Origin of the sequence: Fervidobacterium changbaicum, assembly GCF_004117075.1 — a bacterium.
Lineage (GTDB): Bacteria > Thermotogota > Thermotogae > Thermotogales > Fervidobacteriaceae > Fervidobacterium > Fervidobacterium islandicum.
In genome coordinates, this window is sequence record NZ_CP026721.1 from 224,672 (window position 1) to 239,378 (window position 14,707).

Annotated in this window: 18 protein-coding genes; 5 read left to right on the forward strand and 13 right to left on the reverse strand. The window is 39.7% G+C overall.

The genetic code is table 11. From position 1 onward, the window contains the following. Both buk and CBS1_RS01025 read right to left on the reverse strand, forming a co-directional pair. Positions 1 to 1,077, reverse strand: a complete 1,077-nt coding sequence (gene buk, locus CBS1_RS01020; RefSeq protein ID WP_033191298.1) for a butyrate kinase — start codon at positions 1,075 to 1,077, stop codon at positions 1 to 3. A 1-nt stretch (position 1,078) separates the two neighbouring features. Then, the gene (locus tag CBS1_RS01025; protein WP_033192477.1) at positions 1,079 to 2,314 is read right to left on the reverse strand and encodes an aminotransferase-like domain-containing protein; all 1,236 of its coding nucleotides are present in this window, start codon (positions 2,312 to 2,314) and stop codon (positions 1,079 to 1,081) included. Positions 2,315 to 2,664: 350 nt separating this feature from the next. Between CBS1_RS01025 and CBS1_RS01030 the strand changes: the two genes are divergently transcribed. The 5 genes from CBS1_RS01030 to CBS1_RS01050 all read left to right on the forward strand — a co-directional run bounded on the left by CBS1_RS01030 (position 2,665) and on the right by CBS1_RS01050 (position 7,373). Then, positions 2,665 to 3,807 carry a pyridoxal-phosphate-dependent aminotransferase family protein gene (locus CBS1_RS01030; RefSeq protein WP_033191299.1) on the forward strand — a complete coding sequence of 381 codons (1,143 nt, stop codon included), beginning with the start codon at positions 2,665 to 2,667 and terminating at the stop codon, positions 3,805 to 3,807. 1 nt (position 3,808) lies between these two features. Further along, positions 3,809 to 4,717 (forward strand): D-2-hydroxyacid dehydrogenase, encoded by a 909-nt coding sequence (locus tag CBS1_RS01035; RefSeq protein ID WP_090222847.1) that lies wholly within the window; start codon positions 3,809 to 3,811, stop codon positions 4,715 to 4,717. Positions 4,718 to 4,973: 256 nt separating this feature from the next. Further along, complete coding sequence (locus tag CBS1_RS01040; RefSeq protein ID WP_033191301.1) at positions 4,974 to 5,402, forward strand: Hsp20/alpha crystallin family protein; 429 nt, start codon at positions 4,974 to 4,976, stop codon at positions 5,400 to 5,402. A gap of 434 nt (positions 5,403 to 5,836) precedes the next feature. Further along, entirely contained in the window at positions 5,837 to 6,316 is a 480-nt protein-coding gene (locus CBS1_RS01045; RefSeq protein WP_033191302.1) for a hypothetical protein, read from the forward strand. 13 nt (positions 6,317 to 6,329) lie between these two features. Further along, positions 6,330 to 7,373 (forward strand): vWA domain-containing protein, encoded by a 1,044-nt coding sequence (locus tag CBS1_RS01050; protein ID WP_090222845.1) that lies wholly within the window; start codon positions 6,330 to 6,332, stop codon positions 7,371 to 7,373. Between the two features lie 47 nt (positions 7,374 to 7,420). On the opposite strand, the gene CBS1_RS01055 is transcribed toward CBS1_RS01050, so the two are convergent. From CBS1_RS01055 to CBS1_RS01105, 11 genes are all read right to left on the reverse strand, one after another. After that, positions 7,421 to 8,149, reverse strand: coding sequence for a pseudouridine synthase (locus CBS1_RS01055; RefSeq protein WP_090222864.1), 729 nt, complete (start codon positions 8,147 to 8,149; stop codon positions 7,421 to 7,423). A 23-nt stretch (positions 8,150 to 8,172) separates the two neighbouring features. After that, positions 8,173 to 9,012: a dihydropteroate synthase gene (gene folP / locus CBS1_RS01060; protein ID WP_090222844.1), complete on the reverse strand. Its 840-nt coding sequence runs from the start codon at positions 9,010 to 9,012 to the stop codon at positions 8,173 to 8,175. Positions 9,013 to 9,038: 26 nt separating this feature from the next. After that, a complete protein-coding gene (locus CBS1_RS01065) occupies positions 9,039 to 9,551 on the reverse strand; it encodes a hypothetical protein (RefSeq protein WP_090222842.1) in 513 nt (170 codons plus the stop codon). A gap of 96 nt (positions 9,552 to 9,647) precedes the next feature. Further along, positions 9,648 to 10,073 (reverse strand): transcription antitermination factor NusB, encoded by a 426-nt coding sequence (nusB, locus tag CBS1_RS01070; protein WP_033191305.1) that lies wholly within the window; start codon positions 10,071 to 10,073, stop codon positions 9,648 to 9,650. 36 nt (positions 10,074 to 10,109) lie between these two features. Then, positions 10,110 to 10,427 (reverse strand): Asp23/Gls24 family envelope stress response protein, encoded by a 318-nt coding sequence (locus tag CBS1_RS01075; protein ID WP_033191306.1) that lies wholly within the window; start codon positions 10,425 to 10,427, stop codon positions 10,110 to 10,112. 51 nt (positions 10,428 to 10,478) lie between these two features. Beyond that, entirely contained in the window at positions 10,479 to 11,036 is a 558-nt protein-coding gene (gene efp, locus CBS1_RS01080) for an elongation factor P (RefSeq protein ID WP_033191307.1), read from the reverse strand. Between the two features lie 33 nt (positions 11,037 to 11,069). Further along, entirely contained in the window at positions 11,070 to 12,470 is a 1,401-nt protein-coding gene (locus CBS1_RS01085; protein ID WP_090222841.1) for a PP2C family protein-serine/threonine phosphatase, read from the reverse strand. Further along, positions 12,463 to 12,825 carry a response regulator transcription factor gene (locus CBS1_RS01090; RefSeq protein ID WP_033191308.1) on the reverse strand — a complete coding sequence of 121 codons (363 nt, stop codon included), beginning with the start codon at positions 12,823 to 12,825 and terminating at the stop codon, positions 12,463 to 12,465. The genes CBS1_RS01085 and CBS1_RS01090 overlap by 8 nt, the downstream gene beginning before the upstream one ends. Next, positions 12,822 to 13,421 (reverse strand): TIGR03936 family radical SAM-associated protein, encoded by a 600-nt coding sequence (locus tag CBS1_RS01095; protein ID WP_090222839.1) that lies wholly within the window; start codon positions 13,419 to 13,421, stop codon positions 12,822 to 12,824. Before CBS1_RS01095 ends, CBS1_RS01090 begins: the two co-directional genes overlap by 4 nt. A 26-nt stretch (positions 13,422 to 13,447) precedes the next feature. Next, positions 13,448 to 14,182 carry an LPS export ABC transporter ATP-binding protein gene (gene lptB, locus CBS1_RS01100; RefSeq protein WP_033191310.1) on the reverse strand — a complete coding sequence of 245 codons (735 nt, stop codon included), beginning with the start codon at positions 14,180 to 14,182 and terminating at the stop codon, positions 13,448 to 13,450. Positions 14,183 to 14,227: 45 nt separating this feature from the next. Then, positions 14,228 to 14,662, reverse strand: a complete 435-nt coding sequence (locus CBS1_RS01105; RefSeq protein WP_090222837.1) for an OmpH/Skp family outer membrane protein — start codon at positions 14,660 to 14,662, stop codon at positions 14,228 to 14,230. Between the last annotated feature and the right edge of the window lie 45 nt (positions 14,663 to 14,707).

Genomic DNA, 14,707 nt, shown 5'->3' on the forward strand with positions numbered 1-14,707 from the left:
TCACACCTCCTGAGCTTTCCAAACCTTGGGTTGTTCAACACCAGTCAGTACCCTGAGTGCACCGTAGGCAAGTGCTTCCATTTCCATCTCACCGGGAACGACGAAGATCGGACCGAATTTGAAAATATACGACTTAATCATGTCAACAAACTTTTCGCTAAAAGCCATACCACCGGTGAGTACTATTGCATCAACTTTACCTTTAAGAACCACACACATAGCACCAATTTCTTGTGCAATCTGATAAGCCATAGCTTCTATCACTTCAAGTGCCTTTGGATCACTCTCTCCCATTTTAAACGCTTCTCTTAAATCGTTTGTTCCAAGGTAAGCTACTAAACCTCCCTTGCCAACGAACATCTTCTTTAGCTGGTCTTTGGTGTATTGACCTGAGTAGCACAATTTAACAACGTCACCAACCGGCAATTCTCCAGTCCTTTCAACGCTAAATGGACCTTCGTCGTTTGCGTTGTTCACATCGATCATTCTTCCCTTTTCGAAAGGAGCGACCGATATCCCACTGCCAAGGTGTGCAATAACCATGTTCAGTTCTTCAAACCTTTTTCCAAGTTCTTCTGAGATCCTAATACCCACAGCTCGCATATTGGATATATGCGAAAGACTTTTTCTTTCTATGTCCTTGATGCCAGATAATCGGGCTTCCGGTATCATCTCATCAACGCTTACAGGATCTGTGATATAAACTGGTATATTTTTGGATGCTCGTCTTGCCAATTCATAGCCTATAACCGCCGCTAAGTTTGAAGCGTGTTGAACTTTTGTTTTGTTGGTCAGATAATCTACCATATACTCATCAACAACGTAAGTTCCACTTTCAACTGGTGGAAGAATACCTCCGCGTGCTGCTATAGCATCGAAGTGCTCAATCGACAGATTGTGCTTTTTCAAAAATTCCTCTACGGCGTTTGCGCGCATTTCTTTTTGATCCATTATTGATGGATACTTATCGAGCTCTTCGACTGTGTGTTGAAGGGTTTCTTGTATTATCTTTTGCTTATCCTCGAACACCGCTACTTTTGTACTTGTTGCACCAGGATTGATAACGAGAATTTTCATACTATATCAACCCTTTCTTCTTCCCATATTCAACAACAACTTCTTTTAGTCTCTTGACGCCTTCAATAATTTTCTCTTCTGGCGGTAAGCAGAATGAGAGTCTCATAGAAGAACTTATACTATCATCCACGGTAAATGCTTGACCTGGGATATAGTAGATCTTCTTTTCCTTTGCTGTCTCGAACATTTCCATCGTATCGTAACCTTCAGGCAGCGTAAACCATACGAAAAGTCCACCCTGCGGATTTACCCACTTTGCGCCTTTCATATCGGCGAATTCCTCTTCGAGTGCTTTTATCATTGTGTTCTTCTTCTTTCTGTACAATTCGATTCCTGGTTTTAAGTACTCAAGTAAATCGTATCTTTCTAAGAATCTTGCTGCTATCCTCTGGTTTAAGCTCGGGCTACACAAATCAGCCGCCTGTTTGGCAAGAGTTGCTTTTCTGACAATGTCAGCTCTACCAACTATTACTCCTATTCTTAAGCCTGGTGTGAGGATTTTGCTGAACGTATTGAGCAAAACAACTCTATCGGGCCCTCCTAATTTATAAAGTGATGGCAAATGTTCACCTTCAAATCTTAGAAGGCCATACGGGTCATCTTCAAGAATAAGAATGTCGTATCTCTCTGCTATTTCAATTAGTTTCTTTCTCTTCTCCAAGCTCATAGTTACGCCAGCTGGATTGTGGAAATTAGGAACAGAGTAGATGAACTTCACATTCTTTATCTTTCCTAATTTATCCAGTTCTTGAAGCTTTCTTTCCAAGTAGTCTACATCCATACCATCTTCTTGAAGCGGTACAGTTTCAAAATTTGTAAAGGTCATTCTGAAAGCACTTGCGGCGCCAAGGTACACTGGAAATTCGACAAAACAGATGCTATCTTTGTCAAGAAAAATCCTTGCGATAAGGTCGAGTGCTTGTTGCGAGCCTGTTGTGAAAAGTAAGTTAGACCTATCAAGGTTCGTTATTCCATAAATCCTCTCAAGAAGTTTAATCATTTGTTTGGCAAGCTCGTCGTCACCTTCGGTTGTATTGTATTGGAGAGTGTACGCGTATTCTTTCTCAATTACCTCTTTGGCGATCTCAGCAAGTTCATGGCGCGGGAACGTGTTCGGGTCAGGGACTCCACCTCCGAACGATATAGAACCTGGAACAGAGGCATATTTGAGCAGTTCTCTAATCAAAGAAGACCTTAGGTTTCTTCCAACATCGGACAATATGCTTTCTAAATCCATGACTCTCACTCTCCTTCTCATATTTTTGCAGATAACTCTTTGCACAAGGTTTCTCTTAACCCTTTGGAATAGTTTCAATTGTTGTTCCACTTATATATTAGCAACATTGTGCCAAAAGGCAAAAGAAAGATAATACTGCATACTCACGTTATGAACAGATTAGTGGAGATTTTGCTTCAATTTCAACTTTGCAAATCATTGCATGAAAAAAATTGCACAATTAAGCCTGTTGTCAAATATACGTTCCAAGATGTAAAATATTGGTGAATAAATTCTCATTTTAGCATAGGTTAGTCAGTGTAAGTTATAGACAAAAATTCCACACTAATATCGAAGAAGGAGGGATTTATGTGGTAAAAAAGTATTTATTGTTATCACCTGGTCCAACGCCAGTTCCTCACGAAATATTACTCGAAGGTGCGAAGGAAACCATTCACCACAGAACACCTGAGTTTGTTAAGATTCTTGAAGAAACTATCGAACTGACAAAGTACGTTTTCCAAACGAAGCACGATGTTTTCATTCTCACCGCTTCCGGAACAGGTGCACTTGAGACCGCAGTTGTCAACCTTGTGAATCCTGGTGAGAAAGCAATAATAGTCAACGCTGGTAAATTCGGTGAAAGATGGGTATTAATCGCAAAAGCGTATGGTGTTGACGTTGTGGAAATCAAACTACCGTGGGGTAAAGCAGTAACACCAGAAATGATCGAAAAGGCAATGAAAGAGCATCCAGATGCAAAGGTCATTTTCACAACATACAGTGAAACATCCGCAGGTACAGTCATCGACCTCGAAAACATTGCCAAACTCACAAAAGACACAGATGTCATCCTTGTTACAGACGCAGTTAGTGGTCTTTTGGCCGAACCTCTTAAGATGGATGAATGGGGCGTAGACGTTGTAGTTTCTGGTGCACAGAAGGGTTGGATGCTCCCGCCAGGACTTGCTTTCATAGCTATAAACGACAAAGCTTATGCAAAAGTTGAAAAATGCACGAACAGCAGATTCTATTTTGACCTCAGAAAATACAAAAAGAGCTCACCAGACAACCCATGGACAACAGCAGTCAACCTAATTTACATGTTGAATAAAGCTGTTAAGATGCTCAAAGAAGAGGGAATTGAAAATGTCTGGGCAAGACATGCGCTTTATGGGGAAGCGACAAGAGCAGCAGTTAGAGCTCTTGGATTGACCTTCTTCTCAGAAAGACCTGGTAACGTCTTAACTGCAGTTAACTCACCCGAGGGAATCCCATCAAGCAAATTGACGAAACTCATGAGGGATAAGTACGGTGTTACCATAGCAGCCGGTCAAGAACCAATGAAGGACGAGATATTCAGAATTTCTCATCTTGGATACCTTACTCCGTTCGATATAATCACCGGAATCACCGCTTTAGAGTTCGCTCTGAAAGAACTTGGATACAACGTTGAGCTTGGTAAAGGAGTTGTCGCTGCAGAAGAAGTTCTCTTCAAAGGGTTGGTGAAGTAAGATGAGGATACACATTAACGATCCACTTGATAAACAAGCTACTGAAAAATTGAAGAGTGTCCCCGGAGTAGAAGTAACATCTGAACATCTAGAAAAAGAAGAACTTCTTAAAATCATGCCCGAAATAGAAGTACTAATTGTTAGAAGTGCAACGAAAGTCACAGCTGACATAATCGAAGCAGGTACAAAGCTTAAGATTATCGGACGCGCGGGAACAGGATTGGACAACATCGATGTAAAAGCAGCTGAAGGGAAAGGAATCAAAGTCATAAACACACCAGGTGCAAACAGCATTTCCGTAGCTGAATTAACAATCGGGCTTATGATCGCCTGTTCAAGACACATCGCACGTGGGACAATTGACCTTAAAAACGGCAAATGGACGAAGAAGGAACTTGAAGGTCATGAGCTCTTTGGTAGGACCGTCGGAATCATAGGATTTGGAAACATTGGTCGAGAAGTTGCAAAAAGATTGCTTGCATTCAACATGAACATCTTGGCTTACGATCCATTTGTTAAAGAAACCGATATGAACGTCAAGATGGTTGATCTAGATACACTCTATAAAGAAAGCGACTACATAACGATCCATGTTCCACTAACACCAGAGACAAAGTACCTAATAAACAAAGAAACGATCTCAAAGATGAAAGACGGAGTAATAATCATCAACGCCGCTAGGGGCGGAATTATCGACGAAGCTGCACTGTACGAAGCCTTGGTTAATGGCAAGGTCTACGCAGCCGGGCTCGATGTATTCGAAGTAGAGCCTCCTACAGACGAACTCAGACAGAAACTGCTTGCCTTACCAAATGTTGTAGCAACTCCGCACATTGGTGCTTCCACATTTGAAGCGCAAGAGAGAGTTGGAATGCTACTCGTTGAAAGGCTTATAAAAGAAATCGCATAAGAATAGTTATCAGAAAATCACATATCTAGGGGAGCATGCGTGCTCCCTTTTTTTGTTTTTCTGTATTTGTCAGTTTAATATTACGACTGATTAACATTTTAATTGCTATAGAATTTAGCATGCGTATTCTGTTTTTCGTTATGTATAATCGCAACTACCGACTTTGTTATTATCACTCTTGACAGTAGAGTGATAATTCTGTATAATATAAGTGGAATTCGGTAGAAATCCAACACGCTGAGCAGGGGGTGAGAGTATGTTGGCAAGAAGAAACGACTTATTTGAACCATTCATGGAATTACAAAGAGAAGTTGACAGACTCTTCTCAGAATTCATGAAACCATTCAGAACAGATTTTGAATTCCTCCCAAAGGTAGACGCTTATGAAACAGAAGACAAGGTAGTTCTTGAACTTGAAGTTCCTGGCGTTAAGAAGGACGAACTAAAAATCACAGTTGAAGACGGAATATTAAGAATTTCAGGAGAAAAGAAGGCTGAAAGAGACGAAAAAGGTAGGAACTACAGAATCGTCGAAAGAAGCTTTGGCAAATTTGAGAGATCGTTCTTGCTCCCAGACTATGTTGACGTACAAAACATCAAGGCAAAATACAACGATGGTGTCTTGACAATAGAACTGCCAAAGAAGAAAGAAGAAAAACCAGCTCTCGAGGTAAAAGTCGAATAACAGACTAGAGCTACATAAAGAAAGCGGGGTTCTTGCGAAAGCGAGAACCCTGCTTTTATTTTTTTAGAACAGAGCGTAGAAATACTTTCCTAGGTTGAACTGTGCAAAAAATTGCAATTTGCTTAAAATGATTGTTTTAATATGCTTTTTTGTTATCTGGCCACAAATGGCAGGTGAGCATTTGAACCTTTTTCTCCATACTAAGGTCAAAAGTATATTAGGGTTGATTAGGAATTGCTTAGAATCCCCAATGTGCTTAAAACAATCCAAAGAACTTCGAAAACTTGTCGAAGTTCACTAGAAACAAGAAAGGATCTGTTTAAATCAAATTGTTGGAAATTACGGAGGGAGGTGTAAGAGGTGAGATTTACCTAAATGGAGTAACAACGTATTTAAGGAAAATCTAATCAACACAAAAAGGAGAAGGTGATTTTATGAGAAAAGTTTTGATTATCGGTTTTGTTGTACTTGCTTTAATTTCCGCATTCAGTTTTGAAATATCCGTCTTTGGTGGTTTGGAACTTGGTGGTAAGAACAGACCTTACGTAGGTGCAAGGATAGGAACGCTTTCAGCAGGAATCTCTCTCATGTTAGAAGGATATTATCCTGTTGCATCTTTTGAGCAATTAGAAGAGATAAACATCGAAGAAATCCAGTTTGTAGAGATTGATCCGTATCTCTACCTTGGAATACCGTTGATGGGTTCGTTACTTTATGTGGGTGCTGCGCCGATTATCATTTACGATATCAAGAATACAGAGTTTGCGATGTATCAAGATATATTCCACCTCAAAGCCGGTATGAGATTCGGAACTGGCATAATCTTTTTTGTAGAGGGAATTGCAACAATGAACACGTCATTTCAACTTTTCGATACCTACGCAGTATCAGCGGGCGTAGGAATTGGGTTCTAAGGGAGTGGTAAGTATGAAAAAGATGATTATAAGTATCTTAACTTTTGTTTTTGTTCTCGCATTTTTGGTCAGCTGTTCAGAGATACCTCAAGCTCCTAAGGTAATCCCAAGAGATCCAGTTGGCACAACTAAACCTTCCACAACAGGTTACTCAAGCAGCGGTATCTATGGGACACTGGACAAGCAACCTTCTTTGGTTCCTATTGCTGTTCCCGATCCAGTTCGACTAAGGATTAGTCTGCCCGGTGTAGAAAATTTGCAATCTAGCGAACTGAGGGTATTTGAAGATAACAGGGAACAAGGGTTTGTGCTATACAAGGAATCCACCGTAAGAAACAAACTAGACATCGCTATCATCCTTGATGTGACTGGAAGTATGTCTTTTGCTATAAACGGTGCTAAAAACAGCATAATCAATTTTGCAAAGTCTCTCGAAGAACGAGGATTGGACGCAAGGGTCGGTGTCGTTCCGTTTGATGATTACGTGAATCCTCCAAGTGATATAGTAGCCAGCCCAACATTTTTAAATCTCACCTCACCAGCTTCAGCTCAAGAATACGTTGCAACACTTTATGCAGGTGACGGTGGCGATTGGCCAGAAAATGATTACGATGCTATCATGTTTGCTGCTACTGCTATGGAATGGAGACCAGCTGCACAGCGTGTGATGATTGTTATTACGGATGCACCAGCGCATTATAAAAGCGATGGCTCAGGAATTGCTCATTTTGACAAATCAGACATGTTACCACTTCTTGTTGGATTTTTCACAATACATGGTGCATTCATACCAGGAAGTTACTACAACTCATCTGCAACAGTCTTTTCTGCTCCGGGAGACGTAAGGGAACTCTGTCAAAAAACAGGCGGAGTTATAAAATACACTGATTCTTACGGAAGTGTCAACTTAAATGACCTTGGTATAGTAGAGTACGTGACTTCATCTTGGATCGTCACTTTTGAGAGCGATTCACCAGCAGCTACACATACGATAGAAGTCTTCTACACTAAGGACGAAGATAAGAAATATCTTAAGCTCGAAAATATTTCTTATTAATAGTCAACTTTTTAAAGAAAAGCGGTGCCGAGATTGGCACCGCTTTTTTAGATTCGATTTTCAAAAATTTTCCTAACCTCTTCTTGTGACAGTTCTCGCCATTCACCAGGTTTCAAAGTCTCGTCGAGTCTTAGTTTTCCAATTCTAATCCTTTTTATCTTCTCCCAATCTATTCCAAGCTTTTTACACATCTTTTTAACTTGGTGGTACTTCCCTTCAACAATAGTTATTGAAATTATTTTTTCATCAATTTGTCTTATCTTGCCCGGCAAAAACTTCTCACCATCAACTTCTAATCCCTTTTCGACATCATTTTTCATCTGCTCACTCACAAAAACTGGTGTTCTTGTGTAAATGTAATATTCTTTTTCTATGTGTTTTTTCGGTGATATCAAATTGTGTGTGAAGTCTCCATCGTTGGTAATTATCAAAAGCCCTTCTACATCTTTGTCGAGCCTTCCTGCTATGTGCAGCTCATTAATATAAGGATGCTCTATCAAATTAAGAACACTTGGCTCATTTTCAGCCGTTGTTGACACAAAGCCTGCTGGCTTGTTTAACATAATGTAGACAAAATGATGTGCTATCACAGGATTATCATCGATTGTAACAACGTCACGCTCTGATATGTGAAGGCCAGGATCAGTAATAATCTCACCGTTAACTTTTATCCGTTTGTCTTTTATATACCTTTTAACTTCTGCTCTGGACCCTATGTGTGCATTAGCCAAGAACCGGTCTAAGCGGATTTTCTTATTTTTGTCTTTGACATCCATTCTCTGTTTACCTTCTTTCCTTTTCACAGTGGATAATTTTTGATAGCCTCCATTACTTTTACAACTTCAACATTTTCTTTCACATCGTGGACTCTTACGAAATCCACGTCGTGCATAACGCAGTATGCGGTCAACGCAAGTGTGCCATTCAGTCTTTCTTCTGGTGGCAGGTTAAGTATCATTCCTATCATCGATTTTCTACTCGCACCGATGAGAACTGGATATCCGAGTTCTTTGAACTTGTCTATGTGTTTGAATATCGCTAAGTTGTGCTCCAATTTTTTTCCAAATCCAATGCCTGGATCAATTATTATTTGTCCTACTCCACGATTCTTAGCAAAATTGATCCTTTCTTTGAAAAAATCGAGCAGTTCAGCAATAACATCTGTATATTCAGGGTTCTGTTGCATCGTTTTTGGAGTACCTTTCATATGCATAATGATGACAGGACATTTGTACTGCGCAGCAACATCGACCATTTTTTCGTCAAATCTTAACGCACTTATATCGTTTATAATGTCCGCACCAGCTTCTAGAGAAAGTCGTGCAACTTCTGATTTATAGGTATCAACTGAAATTGGAATATCAAAATGTTGCCTTATGATCTTTACGGCTGTTACTGTCCTTCTAATTTCCTCCTCAAGAGGTACAGGTTCTGCACCTGGTCTTGTACTTTCACCGCCGACATCTACAATATCCACACCGTTTCTGACCATCTCTTCTACTTTCTTGAGCAGTTCGTCTTCGCTGACGCGACTGCCTGAATAAAAAGAATCAGGTGTAACATTAATTATCCCCATGACTTTTGTCCTCTTTGAGTTTATTAATTCTCTTATCGTGTGAGCTCGAGCAATGTTTTGCATATCATTCACTCCTTAAACAAAGCTTTCTATTCTTCCCTTGTGACAATTATACTTACTATCTGGACATTTGGAAGTTTGATCGGTATCAAGCATTTTTCGTAGTAAGTTGTTTCTATAATAAGATGCTTTCCATCTTGTGATGAGCTGAGCTTGTAAAATCCATCTACCGTGTATGTTCTTCTGTTCAACAATTTGTAAGTAGTGCCAAAAGGCTCGTACACATCTCTGTATATTACTGATTTGCCTTCGAACGGTTTCATGGCTTTATACAGCACTCTTTTTATTTGACCGTCTATTTCCTCATCAAATGCAAACGATGTGTAGTTTTCCGCTTGAGTTATTTTTATATTCGAATTTGCAACACCGTGCCTATGAAAATCAAACCTCAGATAGTTTATCATATGGAAGGTTCTCAAAGTCTTTCTATTTATATCTAAAATATAAGCCATGTGTTGTAACACATGGCTGTACCCATCGAACGCGGTGATCATAATCAAGCTTGCAACGATCATGAAAATAACAAACTCAACGTAACTCACAAAACGAGAACCCCCAGTTTCCCCCTTGAGATACTGACAAGCAACAAAAAGTAAAATTGATAAGAAATGAAATAAGATGAATTAAAATCAACACTATTAAAGGTTAAACTTCTCCTTCGGAGCTTCGGCTTTCGCAATTTTGTCTAAAACACCGTTCACAAATTTTCCACTCTCTTCGGAACCATACTTCTTTGCAATCTCTACCATCTCGTCCAACGTAACCTCGATAGGTACATCCATTTCGTAAAGCAATTCGTACGCTCCTAATCTTAAAATACTTCGGTCGATGTAAGAAACCCTTCCAAAATCCCAGTTCAAAAGATACTTTGAAATAGTCTCATCTATCTTCTCTTTGTTCTCATGTATATTTCTCAAATACCTTTCGACGTCCTTCTTTAACTCCGATATCTTTTCATCGCTAAGCATATCTTGAAGGATATCATTAAATTCGTCAGGCCTAAAATCAAGTTGGAAAAGCGCTCTTACTACCGCTTCTCTGAGCTTCCGTCTCCTTGATACCAAATTTTTCAACCCCTTGAATTTGATTATCTAAACTCTTTATGAAGCTTTGTTAAATTCCCTTTCTGAAACACCAACCACAATAACGTTTACCGCCTCAACGACTTTTTCTGTCATCTGAGTAACGTTTTCAGAGATTGCTTTCATAACTTTTTTGGAAAATTCAACGATGTTTTCCCCGTATGGAACCTCAAGTTTGATGTTTAAAATCACGTTATCTTCCGGTGTTCTCTCCACAGATATATTTTTTCGCACCTTTTTAAACTCTTTGTCATCCGGTTCCACACCGTAGACTGAACATATAGATCTGTAGGCAATTTCGGAAATAACATTATCAGATACCGTGATGTTGCCCATGGGTTTCCCCCCTTTCAAACACTATCGTTAAGTTAATTCTGTTGAATGTCATCACGCTCGTTCTATGTACTCTCCCGTCCTTGTATCGACCTTAATCTTGTCCCCCACGTTTATGAAGAACGGAACGTTGATCTTAAGCCCTGTCTGCAAGACCGCAGGTTTGCCCCCACCTGAAACGGTATCACCTTTAAAGTTTGGTTCCGTTTCCACAACTTCCAAGACCACAGTTGTTGGTAATTGAATACCGATAGGTTTTTCGTCATGCATCACAAGATCTACCTGTGTATTTTCAACAAGGTAGTATTTTGCTTCATCAACTTCCGACTCAGGGATTGCGTACTGTTCGTAAGTCTGTAGGTCCATAAAGTAATAGTTTTCACCATCGTTGTAAAGGTATTCCGCTTTCCTGAAGGAAAGTTCAGCTTCCTCGACCTTTTCACCGCTTGCGAAGTTGGCTTCTCTAATCAAACCAGTTGACAGACTCTTGAGCTTTGTTCTGATAAGTCCTGACCCTCTTCCTCTGAAGTGCTTGTTCACATCGATTATTCTGTATATATCTCCTTCGTACTTGATGTACATACCCTTTTCAAGGTCACCAACTTCTATCATACTAATCCCTCCAGTTAGTTTTTGTTTATCTTATTATTCGTATTTAACGACTAGCACCGTAGTATCATCGTGCTGAACCGTACCTTGCGAGAATTCGAAGACTGCGTTCATTATTTTATCAACTATATGCGAGGCTTTCAAGTATCTATTTCTCATTATCAATTCCTGCAATCTATCAAATCCAAATTCTTCTCCTGTAATACTCCGCGCTTCAACTACGCCATCAGTGTAAGCCACGATTACGTCGTTTTTTTCGAGTTTAAATTTCCCGATATCATACCAACCCTCGCCGAGAATTCCAAACGGTGTACCTGTAGACTCCAGCTTAATTATCTTGTTCTCCCTGAGTATGTACAGCGGATCATGACCTGCGTTAACATATTCCATTTCACCATCGGGCGTAATCTTAAAGATTATTGAAGTTATAAACCTACCAGTTTCAAAATCTTGGTGTATCATTTTATCAAACTGTTCTGCCAACATCTTTAAATCTTCAGAAATCTTACTTGAGAGCCTGAACATACTCCTAAAAGAAGACATTATAAGCGCTGCTGGCAGGCCTTTGCCAGAAACATCCGCAATACAACATATAATCGTTCCATCGTCTTTAGCAAGTACATCATAATAGTCCCCACCAACTTGAACGGCCGGTGCGCTTTGCGCACTTATATCAAATTTTTCGTTAACAGGGAATTCCTTCGGCAGTAAGCCCATTTGAATATTTCTTGCAATTTGAATTTGCTCTTCAAGTCGCTTCTTTTCTATTTCTCTTTGTAACATAACATACCTATTCACAGCTGTGAGTATTTGTTGCGCAACCGCTTCGGCAATCTTCTTGTCGCCAGCTGTGAATATCTTCTCAGAACCATAGCCCGAAAGTATCATTATCCCGTAATCACCTATCTCCGATTTTAGAGGAAGAGCTATATGACCACCAACATCTTTATCAAAGTCGACAAAGATCGTACTATCTTCTTGCTGATATCTTTGGACTAACTCGTTGAGAACGTTCTCAGCACTCTTGCCACCATAGTATTCTAAGTACTGCTTATCATTGATCTTGAGTACAATGACCGCTGCGGAAAAATTAACTGCATTCTTTAAAAGCTTTAGAACACTACTCAAAATCATCCAAGGCTCTTCAACGGATGAGATGATTTTATTTATTTCGAATAAAGCTGACAATCCCTCGTACGTCGCTGTTAGTTCCTCGAGTTGTGCCTCAATTAGCTGTTGTAGTGCTTCGTTGTTCGCCTTCTGGTCAACGAGGCGTCTATGAATATAATCATAGAGCTGTTCAGCTGTATTAAACAGCTCTTCGAGACTATTTACGGATTTTAACTCAAAACCAAACAACTGAGCTATCTTTTCCAAAGTTTTCGAAAGGGGTTTCACCGCTTCCAAAACCTGTGTTTCATTTGTTCTGTCAACCATTTACTAAGCTCTTTACCTCCTCGACGAGTTGGGTAGGACTAAACGGTTTGGTCATTACCTTCTTTGCACCGAGTGACAGGGCTATTTGCTCATCATCTTGACCACCTTTTGCAGTCAAGACAATGACAGGTATATCCTTTATCGCTTCGTCCTTTTTCATCTCCTTCAAAACTGTAAAACCATCCATTCGTGGCATCATAATGTCAAGAATGACTACATCGGGACGCCACGAACGCATTTTTTCCAGGCCATCAACGCCATCTACTGCTTCTTCTACTTCCATCCCCAATTTTTTTAAGTTGAACACCGTAATTTTTCTTAGCACATCCGAATCATCAACAACAAGAACTTTCATGGAATCTTCCCCCCGTTTTTGGTCAGAAACTCTCTTAGTTCAACGGTTCCATAGAATGCTTTTGTCCTAACAGCCAAAAAAACTCCATCTATCAGGTACGGGTTGAATATTTTTTGACGTTCTATAGTGTATTTTACCACATAAAGTCCGTTTTTCAAAATAAGTTCGTATCCGTTCATCATTTCAGCAGGGATAAATAATTTGCCTGAATGCTTTTGAACAGGACGGTTCAAATCAAGAGGTTCTCGTGAAAAGAGAAGATATTCATACGAAGTGACAATTTCATTCAAGTTAATGTCGCTGGGAAATATTTCAACCAGTTCCAGACCTTGCACGGCTACGTTTCTTATAATCCCTTTCCAACTCTCTATATCCAGATCGCTGGCCTCGTGCTCCAATTTAACATTAACATAAAGTGCCAAATCGACAACACCGGTAGCAACAGTATCCAGAAAAGAAACCCTTGGTTTTGGATGAAAACCTTCAGAATATTGGATTTTCATACCGGACCTCAGAAGAGTTCTAACAATTGCATTCGAGGTCTCAATAGCAGATAAGAACCTCAAAAGTCCCTTCTTCTTAAATAATAGAATCATTGTAACCTCCGTATCTTTTCATCGTATCATTCTTCTCCGAGATAGACAGATTTAACCAATTCGTTTGACAGAACCTCATCGGGATCGCCCTCGGCTAAAACTTCCCCTTTGTGGATTACATATAACCTGTCTACAATTGGCTTCAAAGCTTCCACAGAATGATCAGTGATAATCACACCGATTCCTCTTTCTTTCAGGCTCAAAACTACCTTTTGGATCTCTTTGACCGTCTTCGGATCTATACCAATAAACGGTTCGTCCAGCAGAACGAATTTCGGTTTCAGTGACATCATCCTTGCCAATTCCAGTCTTCTTTTTTCTCCACCAGATAGCGAAAATGCGTACTGTTTCCTCAATGAGTCTATTCCAAACTCTGTAAGTGTGGTATCGATAATGGATTTTATCTCATTCCTCTTGAGTTTCTGAAATTCCAACACCAACCTGACGTTATCCTCTACATTCAAATCTCTAAAAACGGAAGTCTCTTGTTGAAGATACGTTATACCAAGCCTTGCTCTTTTGTGGATAGGCATATTAGTGATATTCTTGCCGTTAAAATAGACCTTTCCTCTCGTTGGTACAACGACACCGAGTATGATATTAAACAACGTAGTCTTGCCTGACCCGTTAGGGCCAAGCAAGCCTACCACTTCTCCAGTATTCACGTACATATTAACTTCCTTAAGAACCAGTTTTCTGCCGAACTTTTTAACTATCCGTTCACAAGAGATCTGATCGAAAACTTTGTCTGTCTCTGCCATTTTTCGTACAAACTCCTGTGCTTTGCTTTGACTGTCGAACAATCATTACTTCTTTGCAGTCTTAAGATACTTTATAAAAGCATCCGTGATATTATAAGCTTGGCTTCCATAGGCCATCGTTGTGCTATTGAAAATGAAGTCGTATCCCATAATTTCTGCATACTCTTTTACCTTTCCCAAAATCTCTGCTTCTATTTGTTGTTGTGTTTGTGCTATTTTGTTGTTGATCAGCTGTTGATATTCTAAGTACTTTTGTTGTTTCTGATTTTGATCTTTGATCTTATCAAGCTCGGCTTGGTATTTTGCTATTTCATCCTGCATTTGCTTCTGGAAGTTGATCCACTTATCGTAATTTTGCAGTACTTTGTTTGGATCAATGTAGCCAAGCTTTGGCCCTGTTTTTGAATCTGCCGCTGTTCCAATAATGACTGCAAGAACCACAAGTGCTGAAACTAATACGTACAAGAAATACTTACTCATCCTGAAAACACCTCCAAATGTAGTAGTTAAAATTTACTCTAGTGA